Here is a 17,323-nt window from a genome sequence, read left to right on the forward strand (position 1 = left end):
CATCCCGCCGAGCCGGCCCGTTCTAACGCGCCGACTCGACGTGACTAGAGCTTCTCGACCGGCGCATAGCGAAGCAGCAGCCGCTTGACCCCGGTGTCGCCGAAGTCGATGCTCGCGACCTGCTTGTCGCCCGAGCCCTCGATGGTGACAACTGTGCCGAGGCCGAAGGAGTCGTGGGTGACCCGGTCACCCGGATCTAGCGAGGGCACCTCACGGGCCGGCTTCGACTTGGCCGCGACGTCGGCGCGCAGCGCGGCCGAGGAGAAGTTGCGGCGACCGGCGGCGGTGGGCTGACCGAGGCGCTGGCCACCGCCCCAGGTGTCGTTGGCGAAGTTCGGCCGGCCCCAGGAGGACATCTCCTTCTCCGTACGCCGCCAGTCGACCAGGTCGACCGGGAGCTCGTCGAGGAAACGGCTGCCGGGGTTGTGCGAGGGCGCGCCCCAGGCGGACCGGACGACGGCACGCGAGATGAAGAGCCGCTTCTCGGCGCGGGTGATGCCGACGTACGCCAGGCGACGCTCCTCCTCGAGCTCGGTGCCGTCACCGAGGGCTCGGGAGTGCGGGAAGACGCCGTCCTCCATGCCGGTGAGGAAGACCGCAGGGAACTCCAGGCCCTTGGCGGTGTGGAGCGTCATCAGGGTGACCACGCCGTCCTCGTCGTCGGGGATCTGGTCGGTGTCGGCGACAAGGGCGACCCGCTCCAGGAAGTCGCGGAGTCCGGGCTCGACCGTGCCTGCGTCGACGTCGGCCGGGTCGGCGCTCGGGGCCGCGACCGGGTCGTCGGAGAACTCACGGGCCACGGCGACGAGCTCGGCGAGGTTCTCCACGCGGGTCTCGTCCTGCGGGTCGTCGGACTCCTCGAGCGAGGCGAGGTAGCCCGATCGGTCCAGCACCGTCTCCAGGATGACGTCGGCCCGCTCGCTGGCGGCGACCATCTGCAGCAGCTCTTCGACCATCGCGACGAAGGCCTTGATGTTGGTCAGGCTGCGGGTGGCCAGCCCGGGGGCGTCCTCGGCCTTCTGCAGCGCGTCCCAGAAGGTCAGCCCGTCGCGCTCGGCGAGCGCGTTGACGCAGGCCACGGCGCGGTCGCCGATGCCCCGCTTGGGGGTGTTGAGGATCCTACGGAGCGAGACCTGGTCGTCGGGGTTGGCCAGGGTGCGCAGGTAGGCCAGGGCGTCGCGTACCTCTTTGCGCTCGTAGAAGCGCACACCGCCGACGACCTTGTAGGGCTGGCCGGTGCGGATGAACACCTCCTCGAAGACACGCGACTGGGCGTTGGTGCGGTAGAAGACGGCGACGTCGGCGGCCTTGAGCCCACCGTCGACCAGCTTGTCGATCTCGTCGGAGACGAACCGGGCCTCGTCGCGCTCGTCGTCGGCGACGTAGCCGACGATGCGGTCGCCGTTGCCGGCGTCGCTCCACAGCGCCTTCTCCTTGCGACCCTTGTTGTGCTTGATGACCGCGTTGGCGGCGGTGAGGATCGTCTGCGTGGAGCGGTAGTTCTGCTCCAGCAGGATCGTGGTCGCGTTGGGGAAGTCCTGCTCGAAGTCGAGGATGTTGCGGATGTTGGCACCGCGGAAGGCGTAGATCGACTGGTCGGCGTCACCGACGACCATCAGCTCGGCCGGCTCGGCCCGCGGGGTGTCCTCGGCGTAGCTGTCGGTCAGCGCGGTGTCGTCCATCCGGTCGGCGCAGAGCTCGTGGACCAGGGCGTACTGGGCGTGGTTGGTGTCCTGGTACTCGTCGACCAGCACATGCCGGAACCGGCGCCGGTAGACCTCCCGCACCTCCGGGTAGGCCCGGAAGAGCTCGACCGTCGACATGATCAGGTCGTCGAAGTCGAGGGCGTTCGCCTGCCGCAGACGCTTCTGGTACTCCTTGTAGGCCGCGACATAGGTCTGCTCGAGGTGGTTGCGCGCGTCCTTCTCGGCCGCCTCGACGTCGCGCAGCTCGTTCTTCTGGTCGCTGACCCAGTTGAGCACCTGGCCGGGCTGGTAGTGACGCGGGTCGAGGTCGAGATCGGTGAGCACCAGCTGCATGAGCCGCTTCTGGTCCTGGGCGTCGTAGATGGAGAAGTTGGACTTCAGCCCGACCTTGTCGATCTCCTTGCGGAGGATCCGCACGCAGGCGCTGTGGAACGTGGAGACCCACATGATCCGGGCGCGCTTGCCGACCAGGGCCTCGACGCGCTCCTTCATCTCGGCCGCGGCCTTGTTGGTGAAGGTGATCGCCAGGATGCTGCCGGGGTGGGCACCGCGCTGGGAGATCAGCCACGCGATCCGCCGGGTCAGCACCCGGGTCTTGCCCGACCCTGCTCCCGCGACGACCAGGAGGGGCGCCCCCTGGTGCTGCACGGCGGCCTTCTGGGGCTCGTTGAGCCCGTCGAGGAGCTCCTCGGTGCTCGGGCCACGTCGTTTCGTACGCGGCTCGTCGGCCGGCTGCGCCGAGGCGAAGGCCTCGAGGCCCGGAATGGTTGCGACAGGGGTCTGGTCAGGCGTACTCATGCTGCCTCCAGCCTAGGGGCTGGCACCGACAAGTCGCGGGTCGGCGGGCCCGTGGGGATCGTCAGGCAGCGACGTGCGCGGAGGACCAGAAGACCGCCACGCAGACGTTGATGATCGTCAGCCCGAAGATCGTCCAGTAGAGCCCGTCGGAGATCTTGGGCTTGCGCAGCTGCGACATCACCAGGCCGAGGATGACCAGGCCGATCACGAGCTTCACGCCGACCTTGGCGTGGTCGACCGGACCGTCGCCCATCTCGAGGACGCCGACGAGCAGCAGACCGGCGAGGAACGCGGTGCCGGAGCCATCGCGCATGAGGCCGTTGGCGACCTTGTCAGGGGCCTTGATCTGCACCAGCAGGCCGCCGAAGAGCGCCGCGAAGCCGAGCAGGTGAATGACGAGCAGGATGTGCCGCACGATCTCCATGGGCAAAGACTAGAGCCACCGCTTCGGAGCCCACCACGGGGTACCGCTTCGGCACGTTTTCGAACGATCACACGATTTTGGTCACATTCGCCTTGGGGAATTCGGCGGCGTCTGCCTACTCTCACCGTGACCGCCACCATCGCTCTCGGCTCCGCAAGGAGGATTCTGACGTGTCATCACCCAACCCGACCCTGCCCACCGGCGGGTCCAGACCGCTCGATCAGCTCCGCCAGACCATTCGCTTCGACGTACCGGCCTCGCTGGTCGTCTTTCTCGTGGCCGTGCCGCTCTCGCTCGGCATCGCCGTCGCCTCCGGTGCTCCTGTCGCCGCAGGCCTGATCGCCGCCGCAGCGGGCGGCATCGTCGCCGGCCTCTTCGGCGGCTCACCGCTACAGGTCAGCGGCCCGGCCGCGGGTCTCACCGTCGTCGTCGCAGAGACGGTCGCCGAGTTCGGATGGGAGGCGACCTGTGCGATCACGGTGATGGCCGGAATTCTCCAGGTCATCCTCGGCGCCACCCGGCTCGGGCGCTACGCGCTGGCGATCTCGCCGACCGTGGTCAGCGCGATGCTGGCCGCGATCGGGATCTCGATCGTCCTCGGCCAGCTCAACGTCGCCCTCGGCGGCCGCTCCCAGTCCAGCGCGTTCGAGAACCTCGAGCACATCGTCGGCAACGCGCAGGAGCCCAACATCCACGCCATCCTGGCCGGGCTCGGGGTGATCGGCATCCTGCTCGTCTGGCCGCGGCTCCCCCAGCGGGTCCGCGCGGTGCCCGGCCAACTGGTGGCCATCGTCGCGCTCACCCTGCTCGCCGCGGCATGGCTGCCCGGCGCCGAGCGCGTCGAGCTCGGTGGTGACCTGCTCGATGAGATCGGCTCGGTCGCGCTCCCGGAGGGCACCCCGCTCGCGGTGGCCGGCGCGGTCCTGACCGTCGCCCTGATCGCGAGCGTCGAGAGCCTGCTCTCGGCGGTTGCCGTGGACAAGCTGCACGGCGGCCCGCGCAGCAACCTCAACCGCGAGCTCGTCGGCCAGGGCCTGGCCAACTCCGCCTCTGGTGCCCTGGGTGGCCTCCCCGTCACCGGCGTCATCGTGCGCAGCTCGACCAACGTCGCCGCCGGAGCTCGCACCCGCGTGTCCGCGATCCTGCACGGCGTCTGGGTGCTCCTCTTCGCCCTCGTCCTGGTCGGACTCGTGGAGCAGATCCCGCTCGCCGCCTTGGCCGGGCTGCTGATCATGATGGGCACCGGCCTGGTCCGGCCCGCCGACATCTCCCAGGCGCACGCCCGCGGCGAGCTGTGGATCTATGGGCTCACCATCGCGGGAGTGCTAGCGCTCAACCTCATCGAGGGTGTTCTGATCGGGCTGGTCGCCGCTCTGGTCCTGGTGCTGTGGCGCCTGGTCCATGTACGGATCGACGTACGCCCGGCAGGCCTGGCCGCCGACGGCCGCGAGAAGTGGCTGGTCGAGGTGCACGGCAGCCTCTCGTTCCTGGCGACACCGAAGCTGGTGAGCAGGCTCGACGCGATCCCGGAGGGCCAGGTCGTCGAGCTCGACCTCCTCGTCGACTACCTCGACCCGGCCGGACGAGACCAGCTCGACCACTGGCGTGTCCGCTACGAGGCCGCCGGCGGCACCGTGCTCGTCGAGCACTCCGGACCGCACGGCGACGAGGCGCCCCGCCAGGAGCGCGCGCTCAAGGCGCCGCCAATCAGCCCCCGCGGTCTGCTGCCGTGGAGCGCCTGGCAGGACGTACGTGCCGACCGCACCGACGGACACCACCCGCTGGCCCTCGGCGTCCGGGAGTACCACCGCCGTCACGCCGCACCGCTGCGCCCGGTCTACGAGGGGCTCGCCGACGGCCAGGAACCGCACGCGGTCTTCCTGACCTGTGTCGACTCCCGGGTGGTGCCGAACCTGATCACGTCGAGCGGCCCGGGTGACCTGCTGACGGTCCGCACCATGGGCAACCTCGTGCCCGAACCCGGTAGCCCGGACAGCTCGGTCGCGGCGCCGATGCTCTTCGGCGTGGACGACCTCGGCATCAACACCGTCGTCGTCTGCGGCCACTCCCGCTGCGGGGCGATCACCTCGGCGCTGGAGAGCACGCGTGCCGGGGAAGTGCCCGCAGGTCCGGTCGGCGACTGGCTGCGTCACGCCACTCCGGCGATCCAGGAGTGGCAGGCCGGGCATCCGGTCGGCGCCGCAGCCGCCGCGGCCGGCCGGAGCGAGGTCGACCAGGTCTCCCAGGTCAACGTCGCGGTGATGATCGACCGTCTCGGGGAGCTCCTGGCAGGCCGGGACGTACGTCTCGTCGGGCTGTTCCTGGACATCTCCGACGGGACGCTTCAGATCCTGCGCGGGGACGGGTTCACGACGCTCACCGACGCCGAGACCGACGAGCTCGCCCACCTGATGGAGGCTCGCCCGCCGGAGCCGGCCTAGCCCTAGAGCAGGCGGCGGTCGTTGGCCCAGCGAGTGAGCTCGTGACGGCTCGACAGCTGCAGCTTGCGCAGCACGTTGGACATATGGGTTTCGACCGTCTTGATCGAGATGAACAGCTCGCCGGCGACCTCCTTGTAGGAGTAGCCGCGGGCGATGAGGCGCATCACCTCGCGCTCTCGTTCGGTCAGGCGGTCGAGATCCTCGTCGATGTCGGCGATGGCGATGGTGCCGGCGAAGGCGTCGAGCACGAATCCGGCCAGGCGCGGGGAGAAGACCGCATCTCCGCCGGAGACCCGCTGGATCGCCGCGACCAGCTCGGCGCCGGTGATCGTCTTGGTGACATAGCCGCGGGCACCGCCGCGGATGGTGCCGATGACGTCCTCGGCCGCGTCGGAGACCGACAGCGCGAGGTAGCGCGGCGAGCCGTCGACGGCAGGCGCCTTGCGCATCACCTCGACACCGCCGCCACCGGGAAGATGTACGTCGAGCAGCACCACGTCGGGCTTGCCCTCGGCGATCGCCTTGACCGCGGTGTCGACATCCTCGGCCTCCCCGACGATCCGGATCACCGGCGACCGGCTCAGCTCGGCGCGCACGCCGGTGCGGAACATCGCATGGTCGTCGACGATGACGACCTTGACCTCACTCATCGTCGTTCCTCTCCAGAATGTGTATTGCCGGTCCGCGGCTGCTTCAGCCGCACCTCGGTGCCCTCTCCCGGAGACGATCTCACCACAGCGCTGCCGCCGTGGCGCGACATCCGGTCGATGATGCTGTCGCGTACGCCATGCCGGTCGGCGGAGACCTCGTCGACGACGAAGCCGGCTCCCCGGTCGCGGACGAAGACCTCGAAGGACTCCTCCGTCGCCTCAGCGTAGACGTCGACCCGTCCGGTGCCGGCGTGCTTGGCGGCATTGGTGACCGCCTCGCGGGTGGCGGCGACGATCGGGCGCACCGTCTCGTCGAAGGGGCCGTCGCCGACGACCACCACGTCGACGGTCACGCCATGGGCGTCCTCGACCTCTGCGGTGGCCGCCTTCAGGGCGGCCGCGAACGTCTCGTCGGCCTCGGCCGGGGTCGAGAAGAGCCACTCCCGCAGGTCGCGCTCCTGGGCTCGGGCGAGCTTCTGCACCATCGCGGGATCGGCGGAGTTGCGCTGGATCAGGGCGAGAGTCTGGAGGACGGAGTCGTGCAGGTGAGCGGCCATGTCGGCGCGCTCCTGGCTCCGGATCCGCTCCTCGCGCTCGCTGCCCAGGTCGCTGGCGAGCTGGTGCATCCACGGCCCGACGACGAGGAAACCCGCCCCGAGCACGATCAGCCCGGCGATGATCAGCGCGGTGGCGTTGCCGAAGTCGAGCTGGCCGCCGGCGAGGATCACCGCGAAGAGCATCAGCCCGACGCCGACGCCGACCCGGACGTACGCCCGCCAGCCGCCCTTGCCGAAGACCATCCGCACCAGGTCGAGGCGTCCGGTGCCGTCGATCCAGCGCTCTCGCTGGGCGGCGTCGGCCTGGCGCCACAGCAGCGCGACGCCGGCGACGCCGAGCATCGCCGGCCAGATCAGCGCACCGGCACCGAGCACGGTGTCGAAGAGGACGACGGCGCCGAACCCGAGGGCGAGCAGCGCGATCGCCGGCCCCTTGTCGACGCCACCCGAACGCGCGGCCGGGCGCCGGCCACCGCGGGTCGCACTCTCCCCACCCGGCGTGGACTGCTCCAGGAGAGGCGCGGCCGGGATGAAGATCCACAGTGCGGCATAGAGCAGCACGCCGAAGCCGCTGAACACGGCGGTCACCACGAAGAACGCACGCACGGCGAGCACCGGCAGACCGAGGTGCTCGGCCAGGCCCGCGGCCACGCCGCCGATCACCGACGCGTCGGTGTCGCGGTAGGCGCGGCGTACTGCTGAAGCGGAGCCCGAAGCCATAGGCCCTGCTCGCTCCGGGGGCGGTGCCGGCAGCTCCGCCGTCGCATGGGTTGTCATCATGATGACATCCATCGTCACACCAACCGCGGGCGTGTGCCATGAGGATTCACCCTGATCCTTGCTCATCGAGAACTCAGGGCCGTCCCTGATGGTCTCCGTGGCGCGGAGGAGTCAGAGTAGGGGTGTGACGATCCCGCCCGAGGCGCCGCTGCCTCCTACCCCGGAGCCGCCAACGCCTGTCTCCGAGGCGCGCACCCGCCCCAGTGGCGAGCAGCTGCGCAACCTCAGTGGCCTGCGGCGTACGACCCATGCCTCCCCGGAGGGACGGCACATCGCCGGCGTCGCGGGTGGGATCGCACGCCACTCCGACGTCGACCCGTTGCTGGTGCGGGTGCTGCTGGTGGTTGCGGTGTTCTTCGGGGGCGCCGGCGGGATCGTGTACGTCGCGGCCTGGGTGCTGGTGCCCGAGGAGGGCGCCGAGGACGGGATGATCCCGGTCGGGCCACCTGCGCGCAACCTGCTGCTGTGGATCGCCGGCGGGATCGCGTCGATCTCGCTGCTCGGCGACGCGTTCGGGGACACCAGCGTCCCCTGGTTCTGGCTCGCGGTGCTCGGCGTGGTCGCGCTCTGGTACGCCAACCGCGGCAAGTGGGGCCGCAAGCGCGGCAAAGCTCCCATGCCCTCGGCCTCGTCGCCGGTCGACCCGAGCGAGAACGTTCCCGCAGGTCAGACACGCTATCTTCCGGCCCCGTGGGCTCCGGGGTCCTACGACCCGAACGCCCCGCTCACCCCGACCGGTCGTCGGCGCCCGCCGCTGCTGTTCGGCCGGGCCATCGCGGTTGCCGCCCTGGTGGTGGGCGTACTGGGGCTGCTCGATGTCGCGGACTGGGCGCCAGTGCCGACCAGCGCCTACCCGGCGGCACTGCTGGCCGTCTTCGGGGGCTTCCTCGTCCTCGGTGCCTTCTGGGGCCGGGCCGGCGGGCTGATCTTCCTCGGGCTGATGGCCCTCGTCGCGCTCCCCCTGACGATGATCGACCCCTCCACCCTGGAGACCGGCAGCAGCGTCGAGATCCACCCACGAAGCGTCGCGGCACTGGAGAGCTCTTATGTGGTCGACGCCGGCGCGATCGTCGTGGACATGAGCGCCATCGACCCGGCGACGCTCGATGGCCGCGATCTCGACATCACCAGCTCGTTCGGCGAGATCACCGTGATCGTCCCCGACGACGCCACCGTCGCGGTGGAGGCCAAGGTCGGCGGGCTGGGTGAGGCCCAGGTCTTCGACGAGACCCGCAGCGACATCGGCGGGTTTGCCCTGACCCGCACCCATGTCGCCGATGAGGAGGGCAGCGAGCCCGGCCTGGCCGACGACGCCGACCTCCGGGTGAGCGCCACGGCCGATGTCGGTGCGATCAACGTCTACGAGGAGAGCGACCCCAGGGCCGCACGCTTCATGGCCACGACCGAGAGGAGCACCCCATGAGCTACGACTACGCTCCCCCGCCACGCTTCGAGGACCAGGCCGTCGACGAGAAGCCCACCGGCCGGCACCCCGTCAACATCGGCCACCTGGTCATGGGGCTGGCCTTCCTGGCCTTCGTGGTCGTCTGGGCCCTGATCGTCACCGGAACGGTCGACATCGACAGCATCGAAGACCTCCGCTGGCTGCTCCCGCTCCCCTGGATCGTCGGCGGCTCCATCGGTCTCCTCGCCGCGCTGCTCAGGAAGAGCTGACTCTTTCGCGGGGTCGTTTGTCGTCTCAGCGGGATCGTTCCTTCGGGGTTGGGGTGGGCCGAGAAGTTCTTACGCGGCAGGTTGAGGTTGATGGGGTGGAACGGGGCGCTGTTGTGTCCCCACCATCACCGCCTGGCCCACGCACCCGGCGACATCCATGAGCGGCTACCGGATGGCACGATCCGGTTCACCCGCCGCCCCTGATCGACCGTTCAGGTGTCACACCACAGGGCCTGCCCATCAGGCCCTGACGATCTCAAACGCTGACCGTTCTCAGCTCACGCTGAAGCCGTCCGTCCATGCGCCTGACGGACGTTGCGGCCAGCCCTCTGGCTTCCACACCGCCATTTCCCACTCGCAGGGACAACTCCCCACCGCAGTGAAGGATCCCCACGCTCCGGACAGTGGGGAACGTCCGCCTATGTGGGGATCTGTTCGGATGAGTGGGAGCTCGTGACTCTGTCGCACCGAAACCCGACCCAACCAAAGCGACGGCTCGCTTGTGAACGATTCACAAGGTCACGCCCACTGCCATAGGCACGCACAGGGCACGGCAGCCGCGCACGACCAGCCACGGGCCCCAAGCCCGTGCCCAACTGAAACCGCTGCGCCACACTCTCGCCGCCGACCCGATACAGGCGAAATCTTTCTCGATCGGGCGCCGGGTCAAGGATCGCCGGAGGCGACCGGCGAAGCCGGCGGGCGAAGCCCGTCCTTGACGCGGTGCATGATCGAGAAACAATCGAACCAAGGGTCGGCGGCGAACCCTGAAACGAAGCCACGGCCACCTCCGCGCACCCTCCCGAGACCAACCAGGACTCGACACGAGTCAGCCCCAGAAGACGACCGGCAAGCTAGGAGACGCTGGAGATCTCCCCCGCCCACCGCCCGATCAGCTCGGCCTCATGCGGAGGCGGTCCGGGGAGGCGGCGGCTGGCTGCCTCGGCGCGCAGACCGTCGCAGACGAGGGCGAGGTAGCGGCGGCGCAGGGCGGCGCTTCGTACGTCATCTCCTACGTCGATGCGGCCGATCTGCTCGAGGAGGACGGTGATGTCGGCGCGGGTGACGTCGGGGCGGAGGATGCCGCTGCCACGGGCACCGCGCAGGAGGCGGTTGGTGGTGTGGACGGCGAGTTTGTCCAGGTCACGCAGGCCCTGGTCGAAGGTGACCTCGTCGCGCAGGGCGAGGGTGAGCCGCGGGAGGCCGTCGTCGAGAACCTGGCGCAGGAAGCCCGTGAACGCGTGCCACGGATCGTCGGTGTCGCTCAGAGCCGCCTCCGCGAACGCGATGAAGCGGCGGTAGTTGTCGGCGGCGACCGCCCGCAGCAGCGCCTGCTTGTTGGCGTAGCGGCGGTAGAGCCCGGCGACCCCCATGCCGGCCTCCTCGGCGACCGCGGCCATCGTCGCGCGGGGGTCCCTGAGCAGGACCTCCCGAGCAGCGATCAGGACCGCGCGGTCCGCGTTGAGGGGCGGCATGCCCCACACCCTACGTGCGGGCGCCAGACTCAGGCGGTATGTGCCTGTGTGATGTCGGCCAATGCGGCGATCGGACGGTTCGGGTAGTCGGCGAACACCCCGTCGACGCCAGCCTCGAAGAGGCGATTCGCCTGGTCACGTCCTGCTTTCAGGGTCCACACGAAGACCTTCAGGTCGTGCCGGTGGGCCTCGTCGGCCAAGCCGGTGGGCGGCTGCCCCTTCTTGCGGACCATCGACTTCTTGGGGCCGATGGCCTGGGCGTACGTCGCGATCTCCGCGCAGTCGACAGCACCCCACTTCTTGTCGACCAGCTGTACCAGCGGAAGGTCGGTGCGGGTGCCCATCTCTCGTACCCACGCCTCGTCGAAGCTCTGCAGCCACAGCCGCTGGGTTGGCAGGCCCGGAAGGCTGTTCCAGCCGTCGACGCCGTGGTCGGCGAGGGTCTGCAGCAGGGTCTCGGTGACGGGGAGGCCGATGGAGGCGAAGTACGTCGGGTGCTTGACCTCGACGTGCAGCCCTACCCGCCGCCCGCGGCGCTGCGACTCGTCGGCGACGAGCAGCAGCAGCGTGTCGAGGGTGATGATCGGCTGGCTCGTCGTCGGCGCCCCGAGGCTGAGCAGCTCGGAGAAGGTGAAGTCCTCGGTGAACCAGCCGGTCCACTTCTTGCCGCTGATGACCTTGGTCGTACGCCGCTCCGCGAACTCCGGGTGCGAGGCCACGTCCGTGGTGCGGGTGAGCTCGTTCTCGTGGCGGAGCACCATCACTCCGTCGCTCGTCATCACCACGTCGGTCTCGAGCGCGTCCACGCCCTGGCGCAGCGCCAGACGGTAGGACTCCAGCGAGTGCTCCGGCAGATAGCCAGGTGCTCCGCGATGGCCGATCACAAGGGGGCGGTGGGCCGATGCCATGGCGTCAAGCGTGCGTGCCGGCAGCGACGCCGCGGCGGGCGCAATGTGAATGGGACGTTACGAGCGGCGGGCCGTTCGGTCGGAGATCCATTTGACCTGAACCGAGGTCCAGGTCGGAGGCTTGCACCATGAGTGAGCAAGAAGCGCAGTTCGGCATCGGCGAGGTCGCCGCGCGTACCGGCCTCGAGCCCGACACACTGCGGTACTTCGAGAGGCAGGGGATCTTGCCTGCCCCGCGGCGTGACACTTCTGGGCGTCGTCAGTACGTGGCGGCCGATGTCGACCTGATCCGCATGCTGGTCCACCTACGCGAAACAGGAATGCCCCTGGCCGACATCGCGCAGTTCACCGGAGCCGACGCCGAGGTCAGCGACCCGTCGCGGTTGCGGCTGGAGCTGCTCACCGCGCATCGCCGTCGTGTCGAAGAACGCCGTGAGGCGTTGGACCGGGCCCTCGAGGTGATCAGCCGCAAGATCGCGGACTACACCGATCAGGCAACCGGCTCGATGAACGTCTTCGAGCGGCCTGATACGGGGATCACCTACAGCGTCCAGGGGAAGGGGCCGCTGCTCTTCCTCGTAGGAGCGCCGGCAGGGCGAGCTGGGTTCGCAGCTCTCGCGGAGGAGCTGGCGGGGCAGTTCACCGTCGTCACCCATGATCCTCGCGGAATCGGGGCCAGTCGCGCGACGCCTGGAATGGCCGCGCCAACGCCCGAAGTCCTCGCTGGAGACCTTGCTGCACTCGTCGACGCATTCACCGGTGAGCCGGCGATCTTCGTCGGTACGAGCGGCGGAGCTGTGACCCTTCTCGAGCTGGCCAAGCAGCATCCCGAGATCATCGGATCGGCCGTGCTGCACGAGCCGCCCCTGGTCACTCTCCTGGACGATTCCACCCTCGCTGAGCGCGCTGCAGCGGCGTTCGCCGTCGCGACGACTGATCCTCAGCGAGCCGTGCAGGAGTTCTTCGACCTCAGCGGCGCCGCCCACCACACAGGCCGGGACCAGGTGCCTCCCGCGCATTTCGCGCTGCCGGACCTATCGACCGAGGAGCTCGACAAGAACCGCTATTTCCTCGGCCAGATGGCCGGCCCCAGCGTCTTCTACGAGCCCGACATCGAGGCAGTACGTCGAGCCCGACTGACCGTGTGCGCCGGCACGTTGAGCCATCACCAGATGGCGCGTCGGGCGGCCCACGCCCTGGCCGCTCTGCTGCGTCAACCCTTGATCGACATGCCCGGCAACCACGTGGGCGCAAGTGCGGTCCCGGCAGAGTTCGCCCGCGCTCTCGTGCCGCTGCTCGAGCTCTGAGCACACGGGACAGGGATCAGGGGGTGTCCTCGCCGGACCAGACGACGTTCTCGCGGATCAGCCGGGCCGGGACTCCGGCCACGGCCGTACGCGGCTCGACCTTCTGGTTGCGGACCATCGCGCGCATGCCGACGACGGCACCGTCACCGATCTCGGCGTGACCGGTGACGATCACGTCGCGGCCGAGCCAGACGTGCTCGCCGAAGCGGATGTTGGCGCCGTACGGATTGATCCGCTGCCCCGTCTCAGCGTCCTCGAGCCGGTGCATGTCGTCGGTGGCGACGTAGACGTTGGCCGCCCAGAGCTGGTCGCGGGCAGCCACGATCGAGCCACCGTTGCGGGCATCGATCTGGGCGCGCGAGGTCGCGACGAGGCCACCGGAGAGGATCACCGCCGAACCGCCGCCGCAGTAGATCTCGCCCCAGACCATGCTCGTGTCCGGGCCGATGAAGATGGTCGGCGAGTCACCGCCGACCAGCAGCGCCTGCATCGAGGTGATGTCGGTCGCGACCACGATCAGCGCGTCGGAGAACGGGTAGAACCCGAGCAGCTCGATCAGCCGCTCGTCGAGCGGGAACCCGTCGCGCAGGTAGAGCGCGTTGCCGCCCTCGTGCCACCACTCCGGCAACGGCCCGGTGATCTCGCTCAGCTCGAGCCCGACAAGCACCTCCGGCTCAAGCCCCGCGGCGATGAGCCGCTCCCGATGTACGTCGGTGAGCGGCTCACCCCTGGTCCAGGACATGCCGGGAACCTTAACCCGGTCAGCTCGGGTACATCCCACTGGTCACGTTGAGCCAGGTGCCGGTGATCGCGCCGGCGCCGTCGGAGGCGAGGAAGGTCGCGGTGTCGGCGACCTCCTTCAGCCGCGGCGACCGCTTGGTCATCCGTAGGCCGTCGAGGTTCGCCCGGATCCCGTCGAGGGCCTCTTCCGGGAGCGGCGTCCCGAGGACCCGCTCGAACTTCTCCGCGGTGAAGGTCTCAGTGATCCCGGCGGTCCAGATCCCCACGACGCGTACGCCGGAGGGCCCGACCTCCGCGGCGAGATCGCGGACCAGCGCGTCGAGGGCGCCGTCGGCGGCGCTGGTCCCGCCCATGCCGGGCGCCGAGCCGCGCGCGGAGCCGGAGTCGAGCGCCAGCACGACACCGCGACCCTGCTTCACCATCTGCCGGGCGGCCGCGCGGGCGGTGTGGAAGGAGCCGGCGATGCCGCGTACGACCGGCTGGGTGTAGTCGGCGGCCGAGATCTCCAGCAGCGCCTGCCCCTGGATGTCGCCGCGGTCGGCGACGTTGAACGAGATGTCGAGCGAGCCGGTCTCGGCGACGACCCGCTCGACGAAGGCGACCACGGCGTCCTCGTCGAGGATGTCGACCACGCCGTAGCCGGCCGCGCCGACCTCCTCGGCCCTGGCCGCGAGAGTGACCTCGGTGCGGCCGGCGAGGTAGACCTTGGCGCCCGCCTCAGCGAAGACCTTCGCGGTCGTCGAGCCGATGTCGCCCGCGCCGCCCCAGACGATGGCGGTGCGGTCCTGAAGCTGTGCGTTCATGATGTCTCCTGAGCTGTCGTCGCGCACCTGGTGTGCGTGATCTGCCCGTTAGGACGTACGCCGCGCCAGCAACTCATCGGGTAGCCGCAAACTTTTTCAGGTCAGCGCCTGCGGGAGCCCGAAGGCGGGGAAGAGGTGCGGCTCGAAGGTGGTGATCTGGGCGAGCCGGTCGTCGACGATCCGGAGCACGTCGAGCGTCTGCGGGCGGTAGATCGTGGTGCCCGGGCGGCGTACGTAGCCCGCGACCGCGGGCATCCGGTTGGCGCTCGCCGGGATGAACTTCCATTCACCCAGGTAGGTCGGCGAGGACGGGTCGAGGTTGGGCAGCACGAACGACAGCAGCGCGTCGCGGGTGGTGAACCAGAACGGGTTCGGCGGCATGGTCAGCACGGCGTCGCTGGTCAGCAGGTCGGCGATGCCCTCGCGCCAGTTGCTCGTCCCCGCCGCGATATAGGCGTCGATGACCTTCCGCTCCTCCTCGGTCGGCCCCTCGGTACGCCAGGTCGAACGGTCCTCGGGCAGATGTCGGCGCAGGGCGGGCTTGGCCCGCTGGAGCAGCGAGTTCACGGTGGCGACGGTGACGTCGAGCGCGGCCGCGGTCTCGGCGGCCGACCAGCCGAGCACCTCGCGGAAGACGAACACCGCCCGCTGCTGCGGGGTCAGGTGCTGGATCGCGGTGAGGAAGACCAGCTCGATCGTCTCCCGCGCGACCGCCTCCTCCTCCGGGCGCTCCGGCTCGAGCAGCGAGTCGGGGAACGGCTGCAGCCACTCGAGCAGCTCCGGGGGCTCACCGGTGCCGTGGTCGAACCCCGGCAGGGCGGCGTACGTCCTCGGCCGCCGTTCGTTTCGGCGCAGGAAGTCGAGGCAGGTGTTGGTCGCGATCCGATAGAGCCACGCCCGCATCGCCTCGGGGTCGGTCAGCTGGTCGCGCCGCTCCCACGCCTTGACCAGGGTCTCCTGCACCAGGTCCTCGGCCTCGTCGAAGCTCGCCACCATCCGGTAGCAGTGCACTCGCAGCTCGCGCCGGTGCTTCTCGGCTGCGTCCACGAACGGGTCGACCATCAGGCTCATGCCGGTGAGCGTAGGCCCTGCCGACCGCACCGGGAACGAAATTCGCAACCGACCTCAAACAAGTGCAACGCAAAACATTCACACGGCGTATCACGTATGTGGGGCGGTCCTCCCAGGGCCCCGGTTCTGATTCCCGGCCGGGGCCCTGGCCATGCTCCGGCCCAGCTCAGCCGAGAGCGCGGAGCTTGGGGAGGATCTCCTCGCCGTAGAGCTTGAGGAACTTCGCCTGGTCCGGGCCCGGGGCGTGGAAGACCAGGTGGGTGAAGCCCATGTCGAGGTATTCCTTGATCCGGGCGACGTGCTCGTCGGGGTCGGTCGACACGATGAACCGCTTGGCGGTCGCCTCGGTCGGGAGCGCGTCGGCGAGACGCTGCATCTCGACCGGGTCCTCGACAGAGTGCTTCTGCTCCGGAGTGAGACCGAGGGCGCCCCAGAAGCGGGTGGCCTCCATCGCCTGCTCCAGGTCGTGGTCGAAGGAGACCTTGACCTCGATCATCATGTCCACGTCCTCCGGCTTGCGCTCGGAGAGCTCGATGCCGGTCCGTACGGCCGGGAGCAACGTCTCGGTGTAGAGCTCGGCGCCCTTGCCGGAGGTGGTGATGTAGCCGTCACCGGCGCGGCCGGCGTACTTGGTCGCGGCCGGGCCGCTGCCGGCCAGGTAGATCGGGACCGGCGTCGACGGCTTGTCGTAGATGGTCGCCCGGTCGAGCTGGTAGTAGTCGCCCTCGAAGGTGACCCGGTCCTCGGACCAGAGCTTCTTGATCACCCGCACGGCCTCGCGGAACCGCGCGAAGCGCACCTTGCCCTCGGGCCACTCGATGCCCAGCGGGGCCTCGTTCATCGCCTCACCGGTGCCCATCCCGAGCACGACGCGGTCGGGGAAGAGCGAGCCCAGGGTCGCGAAGGACTGCGCCACGATCGCCGGGTGGTAGCGGAAGGTCGGGGTGAGCACCGAGGTGCCCATCACGATCCGCTCCGTGCGCGCACCGAGCGCGCCCAGCCAGGTCATCGCGAACGGCGCGTGACCGCCGTCGTGTCTCCAGGGCTGGAGATGGTCGGAGATGAAGACCGAGTCGAAACCCTGCTCCTCCGCCATCACGCCGTAGTTCAGCAGCTCCGTGGGTGCGAACTGCTCGTTGGACGCCTTGTATCCGAACCTGATCTCCGTCACACGGTCACGGTAGCCTCCTCGGCATGAAGCTTGCGATGCCCTTGACCTACTTCGGCAACCCCCGCGAGACCGCAGACCAGGTCGTCGGCCTGGAGAAGGCGGGGCTCGACCAGCTCTGGGTCGCCGAGCCGTACGGCTTCGACGCGGTCTCGCTGCTCGGCTACCTGGCCGCGAAGACCGAGAGGGTCGAGCTCGGCGCGGGCATCCTCAACATCTACAGCCGTACGCCGGGAGCGCTGCTCCAGACTGCGGCCGGACTCGACAACGTCTCCGAAGGCCGCGCGATCCTGGGCCTGGGCGCGAGCGGGCCTCAGGTCATCGAGGGCTTCCACGGGGTGGCGTACGACAAGCCGTTGACGCGCACCCGCGAGATCATCGCGCTGCTGCGCGCCGGGCTGCGGGGCGAGCGGCTGAAGAGCGACGGTCTCTACAAGATCCCGCTGCCGGCCGACCAGGGCACCGGCCTCGGCAAGCCGCTCAAGCTGCTCAACAAGCCCGAGCGTGCCGACACCCCGCTGTGGGTGGCCGCGCTGGGCGACAACAACGTCGCCATGACCGCCGAGGTCGCCGACGGCTGGCTGCCGTTCCAGTTCCTGCCCGACAAGGCTCGCGACGTCTGGGGCGAGGCGCTCGACAAGGGCCTGGCCAAGCGCTCGGCCGACCTGAAGCCGCTGGAGATCTCCGCGGGCGGTCTGCTCGCGATCACCGACGACCCCGACGAGGCCAAGCGCCACCGCGACACGATGCGCGGACTGCTGGCGCTGTACGTCGGCGGCATGGGCGCCCGCGGCAAGAACTTCTACAACGACATGGCCGT

Annotated in this window: 15 protein-coding genes; 5 read left to right on the top strand and 10 right to left on the bottom strand. The window is 69.6% G+C overall.

The window, feature by feature from the left end:
* Window positions 1-44 precede the first annotated feature (44 nt).
* Together pcrA and AB0F44_RS20865 are read right to left on the bottom strand one after the other, a co-directional pair.
* Window positions 45-2,504: a DNA helicase PcrA gene (pcrA, locus tag AB0F44_RS20860; protein ID WP_357358615.1), complete on the bottom strand. Its 2,460-nt coding sequence runs from the start codon at window positions 2,502-2,504 to the stop codon at window positions 45-47.
* Between the two features lie 61 nt (window positions 2,505-2,565).
* The gene (locus tag AB0F44_RS20865; RefSeq protein ID WP_160025265.1) at window positions 2,566-2,928 is read right to left on the bottom strand and encodes a hypothetical protein; all 363 of its coding nucleotides are present in this window, start codon (window positions 2,926-2,928) and stop codon (window positions 2,566-2,568) included.
* A gap of 170 nt (window positions 2,929-3,098) precedes the next feature.
* Between AB0F44_RS20865 and AB0F44_RS20870 the strand changes: the two genes are divergently transcribed.
* Entirely contained in the window at window positions 3,099-5,369 is a 2,271-nt protein-coding gene (locus AB0F44_RS20870; RefSeq protein ID WP_357358616.1) for a bifunctional SulP family inorganic anion transporter/carbonic anhydrase, read from the top strand.
* A gap of 2 nt (window positions 5,370-5,371) precedes the next feature.
* On the opposite strand, the gene AB0F44_RS20875 is transcribed toward AB0F44_RS20870, so the two are convergent.
* Together AB0F44_RS20875 and AB0F44_RS20880 are read right to left on the bottom strand one after the other, a co-directional pair.
* Window positions 5,372-6,019 carry a response regulator transcription factor gene (locus tag AB0F44_RS20875; RefSeq protein ID WP_091052906.1) on the bottom strand — a complete coding sequence of 216 codons (648 nt, stop codon included), beginning with the start codon at window positions 6,017-6,019 and terminating at the stop codon, window positions 5,372-5,374.
* A complete protein-coding gene (locus AB0F44_RS20880; protein WP_357358617.1) occupies window positions 6,016-7,356 on the bottom strand; it encodes a PspC domain-containing protein in 1,341 nt (446 codons plus the stop codon). Before AB0F44_RS20880 ends, AB0F44_RS20875 begins: the two co-directional genes overlap by 4 nt.
* Before the next feature lie 124 nt (window positions 7,357-7,480).
* Between AB0F44_RS20880 and AB0F44_RS20885 the strand changes: the two genes are divergently transcribed.
* Window positions 7,481-8,779 (top strand): PspC domain-containing protein, encoded by a 1,299-nt coding sequence (locus AB0F44_RS20885; RefSeq protein ID WP_357358618.1) that lies wholly within the window; start codon window positions 7,481-7,483, stop codon window positions 8,777-8,779.
* Window positions 8,776-9,030, top strand: a complete 255-nt coding sequence (locus AB0F44_RS20890; RefSeq protein ID WP_357358619.1) for a hypothetical protein — start codon at window positions 8,776-8,778, stop codon at window positions 9,028-9,030. The genes AB0F44_RS20885 and AB0F44_RS20890 overlap by 4 nt, the downstream gene beginning before the upstream one ends.
* Before the next feature lie 854 nt (window positions 9,031-9,884).
* On the opposite strand, the gene AB0F44_RS20895 is transcribed toward AB0F44_RS20890, so the two are convergent.
* Window positions 9,885-10,505, bottom strand: coding sequence for a helix-turn-helix domain-containing protein (locus tag AB0F44_RS20895; protein ID WP_350665669.1), 621 nt, complete (start codon window positions 10,503-10,505; stop codon window positions 9,885-9,887).
* 29 nt (window positions 10,506-10,534) lie between these two features.
* Window positions 10,535-11,413, bottom strand: a complete 879-nt coding sequence (locus AB0F44_RS20900) for a glycerophosphodiester phosphodiesterase family protein (protein ID WP_357358620.1) — start codon at window positions 11,411-11,413, stop codon at window positions 10,535-10,537.
* Between the two features lie 128 nt (window positions 11,414-11,541).
* Between AB0F44_RS20900 and AB0F44_RS20905 the strand changes: the two genes are divergently transcribed.
* Window positions 11,542-12,720 (top strand): alpha/beta fold hydrolase, encoded by a 1,179-nt coding sequence (locus tag AB0F44_RS20905; protein WP_357358621.1) that lies wholly within the window; start codon window positions 11,542-11,544, stop codon window positions 12,718-12,720.
* Between the two features lie 16 nt (window positions 12,721-12,736).
* On the opposite strand, the gene AB0F44_RS20910 is transcribed toward AB0F44_RS20905, so the two are convergent.
* The 4 genes from AB0F44_RS20910 to fgd form a co-directional block, all read right to left on the bottom strand.
* Window positions 12,737-13,462 (bottom strand): hypothetical protein, encoded by a 726-nt coding sequence (locus AB0F44_RS20910; protein WP_350665665.1) that lies wholly within the window; start codon window positions 13,460-13,462, stop codon window positions 12,737-12,739.
* Window positions 13,463-13,481: 19 nt separating this feature from the next.
* On the bottom strand, window positions 13,482-14,264 hold the full coding sequence (locus tag AB0F44_RS20915; RefSeq protein WP_357358622.1) for an SDR family oxidoreductase: 783 nt from the start codon (window positions 14,262-14,264) through the stop codon (window positions 13,482-13,484).
* A gap of 96 nt (window positions 14,265-14,360) precedes the next feature.
* Window positions 14,361-15,335: an RNA polymerase subunit sigma-70 gene (locus AB0F44_RS20920; protein WP_357358623.1), complete on the bottom strand. Its 975-nt coding sequence runs from the start codon at window positions 15,333-15,335 to the stop codon at window positions 14,361-14,363.
* A 166-nt stretch (window positions 15,336-15,501) separates the two neighbouring features.
* Window positions 15,502-16,506: a glucose-6-phosphate dehydrogenase (coenzyme-F420) gene (gene fgd, locus AB0F44_RS20925; protein WP_357358624.1), complete on the bottom strand. Its 1,005-nt coding sequence runs from the start codon at window positions 16,504-16,506 to the stop codon at window positions 15,502-15,504.
* 23 nt (window positions 16,507-16,529) lie between these two features.
* On the opposite strand from fgd, the gene AB0F44_RS20930 reads away from it, so the two are divergent.
* A partial coding sequence (locus tag AB0F44_RS20930) for an LLM class F420-dependent oxidoreductase (protein ID WP_357358625.1) occupies window positions 16,530-17,323 on the top strand: 794 nt, incomplete at its 3' end.

The sequence above is a fragment of the Nocardioides sp. NPDC023903 genome, assembly GCF_040639295.1.
In the GTDB taxonomy this organism is placed as follows: domain Bacteria; phylum Actinomycetota; class Actinomycetes; order Propionibacteriales; family Nocardioidaceae; genus Nocardioides.